The organism is Roseomonas sp. E05, assembly GCF_030063475.1.
In the GTDB taxonomy this organism is placed as follows: domain Bacteria; phylum Pseudomonadota; class Alphaproteobacteria; order Acetobacterales; family Acetobacteraceae; genus Pseudoroseomonas.
Window position 1 is genome coordinate 37,758 of record NZ_JASIRT010000040.1, and the last position, 7,173, is coordinate 44,930.

General features: G+C 68.7%; 6 protein-coding genes. 3 read left to right on the plus strand and 3 right to left on the minus strand.

All coding sequences use genetic code 11. The features are described 5' to 3' along the window. Window positions 1-40 precede the first annotated feature (40 nt). From tnpB to QMO56_RS23895, 3 genes are read right to left on the minus strand one after another with little or no spacing between them, the layout of a single operon-like run. On the minus strand, window positions 41-388 hold the full coding sequence (gene tnpB, locus QMO56_RS23885; RefSeq protein WP_283529773.1) for an IS66 family insertion sequence element accessory protein TnpB: 348 nt from the start codon (window positions 386-388) through the stop codon (window positions 41-43). Next, window positions 385-783, minus strand: a complete 399-nt coding sequence (tnpA, locus tag QMO56_RS23890; protein ID WP_283529775.1) for an IS66-like element accessory protein TnpA — start codon at window positions 781-783, stop codon at window positions 385-387. The genes tnpB and tnpA overlap by 4 nt, the downstream gene beginning before the upstream one ends. A 51-nt stretch (window positions 784-834) precedes the next feature. After that, entirely contained in the window at window positions 835-1,452 is a 618-nt protein-coding gene (locus QMO56_RS23895; RefSeq protein WP_283529776.1) for an ABC transporter transmembrane domain-containing protein, read from the minus strand. 1,088 nt (window positions 1,453-2,540) lie between these two features. On the opposite strand from QMO56_RS23895, the gene QMO56_RS23900 reads away from it, so the two are divergent. The 3 genes from QMO56_RS23900 (at window position 2,541) to QMO56_RS23910 (ending at window position 7,076) form a co-directional block, all read left to right on the plus strand. Continuing rightward, window positions 2,541-4,373 carry an Eco57I restriction-modification methylase domain-containing protein gene (locus QMO56_RS23900; RefSeq protein ID WP_283529777.1) on the plus strand — a complete coding sequence of 611 codons (1,833 nt, stop codon included), beginning with the start codon at window positions 2,541-2,543 and terminating at the stop codon, window positions 4,371-4,373. A gap of 2 nt (window positions 4,374-4,375) precedes the next feature. Beyond that, window positions 4,376-6,769 carry a hypothetical protein gene (locus QMO56_RS23905; RefSeq protein ID WP_283529778.1) on the plus strand — a complete coding sequence of 798 codons (2,394 nt, stop codon included), beginning with the start codon at window positions 4,376-4,378 and terminating at the stop codon, window positions 6,767-6,769. A 67-nt stretch (window positions 6,770-6,836) separates the two neighbouring features. Continuing rightward, window positions 6,837-7,076 (plus strand): hypothetical protein, encoded by a 240-nt coding sequence (locus tag QMO56_RS23910; protein ID WP_283529780.1) that lies wholly within the window; start codon window positions 6,837-6,839, stop codon window positions 7,074-7,076. The last annotated feature ends 97 nt before the right edge of the window (window positions 7,077-7,173 follow it).

Here is a 7,173-nt window from a genome sequence, read left to right on the forward strand (position 1 = left end):
TGCCCTACGGTGAGTAGCGCCGATCTGCCCGTGCGGCGCATTATCCTGCCAGTTCAGGCCGCCAAGTTCGTTGCGGATTCCTCCAATCGATTCCGTCGAGCATGTAAGCCAGTTGCGAACCCGAGATCTGCAGGCAGCCGTCGGCCGGCGAGGGCCAGATGAAGCGCCCTTTCTCCAACCTTTTGGTGTAAAGGGACATGCCAATCCCGTCGTGCCAGATGATCTTGACCATGTCCGCACGACGGCCACGGAAGACGTAGAGATCACCGCAATGCGGGTCACGGCCCAGCGCCTGCTGCACCTGCAGCGCCAGGCTGTTCATGCCGCGCCGCATGTCCGTATGGCCGACCGCCAGCCAGACCCGGACGCCAGACGGTGTCGGGATCATCCGCGCAGCGCCGCCAGCACGCGTCGCAGAGCGGCGGCGCTGATCGCCTGGGTGACCCGCACCGCGGTGCCGTCGGGCAGCACAATCTCGATCCGACCAGCCGGCTCGTCCTCCGGATCGGAAGTGGGTATGGATGCCGTCGGACCTGACCGTCCCTGCGATTCCGGCGCCGACAGTTCGGGCACGACCCGCACCGGCACGAAGCCTGGCGCCTCGGCGAGGAGCTTGCCGCGCCGCTGCGCGTCCCGCCATTGCCAGAGCAGGCCGCGGCTCACGTCGTGGCGGCGCGCCACCTCGCTGAACTTGACCCCGGGCTCGTCGAGCTCAGCCAGGATCCGCAGCTTCTCCTCGTCCCGCCAGCAGCGTCGCCGCTCAACCCCGGTGATGATCTCCATCCTGCATCCCGCCCTCTGTCCTTACCGGCGCTCGAAAGAACGCCCGTAAGATCAGAAGACAGATCCAGCACGGGACTGGTAGGCGGCCTCCACCGGATGGACACCCTTCTCACGCCGGCCGAACAGGATCAGCCGCGTCACCACCAGGGGCACGACGAGAAGGACAATTCCGGCCAACTTGACGCTGGTGGCGATTAGCAGGAGGAAGGCACCGGCCGCCATAAGGGCGCTGCGCAGCCCCTGGGAGACCGCGCTGCCGATCAGCGACTGCAGCACGCCGATGTCGGCGGTGAGGCGGGAGAGGATGTCGCCCGTGCGCGCCGTCTCAAAGAAGGCGGGGGAGAGGGTCAGGGCGTGGTCGAACACTGCGCGGCGGAGATCGGCCGCGACGCGCTCGCCAAGGGAGGAGACCAGAAAGAAGCGCAGCGCGGTGACCCCGGCGAGCGCCGCGACCACGGCGAACATGCCCAGTGCCGCGGTGTCCAGTGCCCCCACACCCTCGCCGCCGAAGCCAGAGTCGATCAGGTGCCGCAAGCCCTGGCCGAGCCCCAGCGTCAGGCCGGCCGCCGCCAGCATCGCGCCCGCTGCTGCTCCGGTCCGCCAGCAGTAGGGCTGCACGTAGGGCAGCAACAGCCGCAGCGAGGTCAGGCGGGCGGGCGGGCGCGGCACGCCGTCACGAGACCGGCGAATGGGGCACCTGTGTCGGGTCCAGAGTCTGCCACCGTGGGACCACAGCCATTCCCAGCGCCAAAGCCCTTTCCGGCACTCCGCTGCCGCATGGAGGCTCATGGGTCGGCATCATGTCGATCTCCTCCTGAAGAGCCGTTCGCACCCTGGCTCAAGAATGACCCTGCCGTCGAAGCGGTCGCGCAGGACCGACCCGGCCGCGCGGTTCCCCTGCGGCGGGAGATCCTCTGACTCGATCCGTGGATCAACCCGGCCGCCGATCAGTAGGCCGGTGACAGGGCGGACGGCCGGCTGGGCCAGGGAGCGGTGCAGCGGGTGGATCTCGGTGGGGCGGATCGCGGCCTTCTTGAGATCGGGCAGGACGATTCGGTCGGCGCCCTCCACCACGAGGTCCGGGATGTTCCGCCCGGCACGGAGGAAAGCGCCGTCCGCGGCATGCTGCCCAGGACGTTCTGCGTATCCGAGAGCGACGGCGCCACAATCCGCGCCGCCTTCCTGGAAGGGAGATGAGACAAGGTGGCGGCACTCCGTTGTTCAGGCGCTGCACCGGCAAAATGCGACGAGTATGAGAAGTTCCGCCGAAAATCCCCCTCCTTCTCCCCGCTTTGTCTCATTCGCCTTGTGCAGGGGCGCCTTCAGAAGCCGTCAACAGACAGGGGCCGAGCAGGCGCCGTCGCATCACGGGCGCGGAAACGGGCAGGATTCTGTGACGGCCTATTCTGAAGCTTTCCGCCGCTGACCGCACCGGCTGCGGAACGGCGCCTCCGGTCTTCGAGCGGTACGGCGGTCCTGCAGCCGCGGAGCTCTGGCAGCACCACCAGCAGCACGGCCTTCGGCAACGCCATGACGCTTCCCTGGGCATCAGGGAAGCAAAATCCTTCCCGCATTCCGGCATGGTAAGACAATGCAGGACAATACCTCAGTCAAATATAGGAAAAGGAAATTTCCTTTTCCCCTAGGATACTTCCTATATAGGAAATTTCCTCTAAAAATTTCTATTTACGGACTATTCGTTAGCTGCTTACAGGGCATGGTTCATTGATTTCTTCTCGGATAACATGCACAGATCCTTGTATTTACGCTCCACCTCGCCGCAACGCTCCCGTGACGAACGGGATTCGGCCGAGACGGCCGCAGCGGCCCTGGCGGAGGCTCCGGCCCGGGCGCGCGGCGCGATCTTCACCCAGCCCGCCGTGGCGGGGCTTCTGCTCGATCTGACCGGCTATACGACCGACCGGCCGCTGCACCGGATGCGGCTGCTGGAGCCCGGCTTCGGCGCGGGCGATTTCCTGCTGCCGGTGATCGACCGGCTGCTGGCGGCGTGGCGCGCCTCGGGCGACCGCACGGACCATCCCGTGGCCAGCTTGGCGGGCTGCCTGCGCGCGGTTGAGCTGCACGCAGCGAGCTTCGTGCAGACCCGGCAGGCGGTCCTGGCGCGGCTGCGCCAACAGGGGCTCACGGCGGAGGCGGCCACCATCCTGGCCGAGTGCTGGCTGATCGAAGGCGATTTCCTGCAGGTCGCCCTGCCGCAGGACTTCGACATCGTCCTCGGCAACCCGCCCTATCTGCGCCAGGAGCGCATCCCCCCTGCCCTTCTGGCGGAGTACCGCCGCCGTTACCCGACGATTGCCGGCCGCGCCGATCTCTACATCCCCTTCCTCGAACGGGGGCTGCGGCTCCTCAGCGAAGGGGGCCAGCTCGGCTTTCTCTGCCCCGACCGCTGGATGAAGAACAGCTACGGCGCCCTGCTCCGCCAGTTCGTGGCCACGCAGTTCCACCTCAAGACTTACGTCGACCTGGTCGGCACGGCGGCGTTCCAGAGCCCGGTGACCGCCTATCCGGCCATCACCGTCATCGCGCGGCCGCCGACCGGCGGGGCGGCCGCGGCGGCGCGACTGACCCGCGTCGCCCGTCCGCCCGACCTCACCCGGGCCAGCCTGACCCGGCTCGCTGCCACACTCACGGCGGTCGCGCTGCCTCCGGGCAGCAGCCCCGTGCAGGAGATCGGGGGTGTGGCGGCCGGCAGGGCGCCCTGGATCCTGGAGGCTTCGGACCAGATCGCCCTGCTGCGCCGCCTGGAGGCGGACTTTCCCGCGCTGGAGGCGGCGGGTTGCAGCGTCGGGATCGGCGTGGCCACCGGTGCTGATCGGGCTTTCATCGGCCCCTACGCGGCACTGGACGTCGAGCCCGATCGCAAGCTGCCCCTGGTGATGCGGCAGGACCTGGCGGCCGGCATGGTGCAGTGGCGCGGCCTCGGCGTCATCAACCCCTTTGGTCCCGCGGGCGAGCTGGTCCGGCTCGACGACTATCCGCGGCTCCGCCGCTATCTCGACGCGCGGCGCGACGCGATCGCCGGCCGGCACATCGCCCGCCAAGCGCCGGACCGCTGGTACCGCACGATCGACCGGATCGATCCCGCCCTCCAGGTCCGGCCGAAACTGCTGATCCCCGACATCCAGTGCGAGGCGGCGATCGTCTACGAGCCGGGCGGGCTCTACCCGCACCACAATCTCTACGTCGTCACCTCCGACAGCTGGGATCTGCAGCTGCTCGGGGCCGTGCTGCGCGCCGGCATCGCCCGGCTCTTTGTCGCGGCCTACGCCACCCGGCTGCGCGGCGGTGCCCTGCGCTTTCAGGCACAGTATCTCCGTCGCATTCGCCTGCCGCCGTGGTCCGCGGTGCCGGAGACGAGCCGGCGCGCGCTCATCACGGCGGTCGCGCAGCATGACCGAGCGGCTGTCAGCCAGGCTGTGGCAGAGCTCTATGGCCTGAGCGCCGGAGAACGGGAGGTCCTGGAGCAGGTGGCGCCAGACAGCCTGCCGCACAGCCAGCGCGGGCCGGCCGCACCGCTAGACGGCCAGGCCCCGTCCGTCCTGGCCTGCCTCGCGCAATCGGAGCGGTGACTGTGGCGCCGAGGGACCCACAAATCGCGGCAGCCATCCAGCGACGGCTGCGGCGTTCCTCCATCCAACCGCACTATTCGCTGCCGGTCTTCTCGGCGGAGGAGGCCCGCGCCGAGATCTGGCGCGAGATCGCCGGCTTCTATGCCCGTGCCCTGGACTGGCACACCTTGCCGGCGGAGGAGCGCGCGGAGGCGGAGCATTCCGGCCTTGCCGTGGAAGTGGGTGCGGGCAAAACGACCTTTGCCTGTGCCGGACTGGCCTCCGAGGCGAGGAGGCAAGCAGCCGGCTTCATCGCTACGGCCAAGGCACGCGCCCTGCCGCACCGCGTCCTCTACACCGTGCCTTATCACAAGCTTGGCCAAGAAGTTTGCGCTCGCATGACCGGCCTCGGTCTGCAGGTCGCGATGTGGCGCGGGCGCGGTGCGGAGGACCCGAACGCGCCGGGCCAGCCCATGTGCCGGAATGGTGCGGCGGTGAAAGACGCTCTGGCCGCCGGGGATGACGTAGAGGCGGCGGTCTGCGGCCGGGCTGGCGGTGCTCGCTGTCCGTTCTTCGACACCTGCGCCTATCAGCGACAGAAGCTGGCCACTCAGAGGGCGGATGTGGTGGTGGCCGCGCATGAGGTGATGCTGGGTGGAATGCCGGCCGGGATCGGCAACGGCTTCGGCCTGGTGGTGGCGGATGAAAGCTGGTGGCAGGACGGCATCGGCCGGACGCAGGTCGGCGTCGAGACGTTGGCTGCCGGACCAGGGGCACACTGGGTGCCACGCCAGGATGACCCGGAGCGCATGGACGAGGGCGCGACGAATGACCTGCACGCCCTGCGGGCGCGGCTGGCCGCGGCGGTGCAAGCCTCGCCGGACGGCTATCTGACCCGCGCGGCGTTGCTCACGGCCCGCCTTGATGCGAAGGGCTGCGGCATGGCGCATCGGCTGGAGTGGCGCCGGAAGGTGTCGGGCCTGCTGCACCCCGGCCTGCCCGAGGAAGCCCGGCAGGACGCGCTCCGGCGTTGCCGAGGCAATGCGGCCATTCCTGCCCTAGCCGCCGTCTGGAAGGCGGCAGAGGAACTGCTGGACGGCGGGGGCGAGGCCACTGGGCGCGTGGAGCTAGCCACGGTGGAGGGCAGCCAAGGTCGGCGCCGCGTCCTGCGGCTCAACACCATCCAAGCGGTGGCGGAGAAGGTCTTAGGCTTGCCGTTACTGCTGCTGGACGCCACCCTCCCAGCAGAGCTGCTGCGCCATCGCCTGCCGCGCCTGCGCGTCCTGGCGAAGGTTCGGGCCCAAGCGCCGCATATGCAGGTGCATCAGGTGCTCGGCGGCTTCGGAAAGACATCTCTCACCCCGAATCCGGCCACGCACCCAGCGGAGAACGCGCGTCGGGGAAACCGTATCGCGGAGCTGCGCGACTTCATTGTCCTGCGGACGGGCTGCGCGCGCGCCTTGGTCATCACCTATCAGCAGCTAGAGGCGCATTTCGCGGGCCTCCCCAGGGTAGAGACGGCCCATTTCAACGCAGTGGCTGGGCGGGACGAATGGCGCGACGTGCGGCACCTGTTCGTCATCGGCCGGCCAATGCCGGCGGCGGGGGACACGCGCCGGCTGGCCGCCGCTTTGAGCGGCCGCCCCGTGCCGGTGGCCCTGCCGCCGCCGGTGACCTGCGGTGCCACGATGCGAGACGGCACCGCCGCCCCGGTGCTGGTGCACGCTTATGCGGATCCGGATCTGGAGGCAGTCCGCGAGGCTATCATGGAGGTGGAGCTGGTGCAGGGCATCGGCCGTGGACGCGGTATCAACCGGACGGCAGAGAACCCGCTGGACGTGTGGGTACTGGCCGGCGACGTCGTGCTGCCCTTGCCATTGGATAGCCTCTGCTCCTGGCAGGACGTGGCGCCCGGCCCGCTGGAGCGTATGGCGGCGCGAGGTGTGATCCTCACCAGCCCGCGCGATGCGGCGCGAGCCTATTCGGATCTGTTCCCAACCGTGGAGGCGGCGAAAAAGGCTCTGCAGCGGGACCAAGGAGCCAGAGATTTCGGGGATATTCCCCTATGGAAGCTTTCTATAGGGGAATGTCCCCGAAATAGCGGCTTCATCCGGGTGACTTACCGGCCCTCCGGCCGGGGGCAGCAGACCCGCACCGCCTGGGCACGGTTGGATCGCCTGCCAAAGTTGCGCGCATGGCTGGAGACCGTCACAGGCGCGACGCTGGTGCTGTTCGAGCCGGATAACCCGTCGCCGCCCCCTCCTTCACCACCGGAGCCGCCGCTGCCTGACCTGCAGGATCAGGTGAGCCTGCCGCCTGCTGTCCTCGACCTCCGCCGCGGCGGCTCTGGCAGTGGCACCATGCCTCTGGTCGGGGCGTGGCAATCCGCTTGCCTGCCGCGAGGTGGGTGGCGTTGAAGGGTTGAATGGCACGGCCGCTCGCTGATCCTGCCGGTCGGCCGCCGCAAACCTGACGAGCGGGCGCATGTCCAATCCCGGCCTCGCTCTCTTTCCTGATGGCCGCGAGTTCTTCCGCGTCCTCATCAAGGCCGAGAAGGACGACATGGACGTCGACCTCGCCGAGCAGGACATGGTCGAAGCCGCCCAGCGCCTCGTCGCCCGTCACCCGGAGGTCGGCGCCATCGTGCTGGAATGCGCGAACATGCCGCCTTACACCGCCGCCGTGCAGCGCACCACTGGCGGTGTAGCACGTCGATTGGGATGAGCGCTGGGCGTCAACTATGATGAGCGCCGCGGATGCGGTGGTGAAGGTTGTCCAGATGTCGCGCTGCGACAAGAGGGGACGGTAATTGACGTTGCGC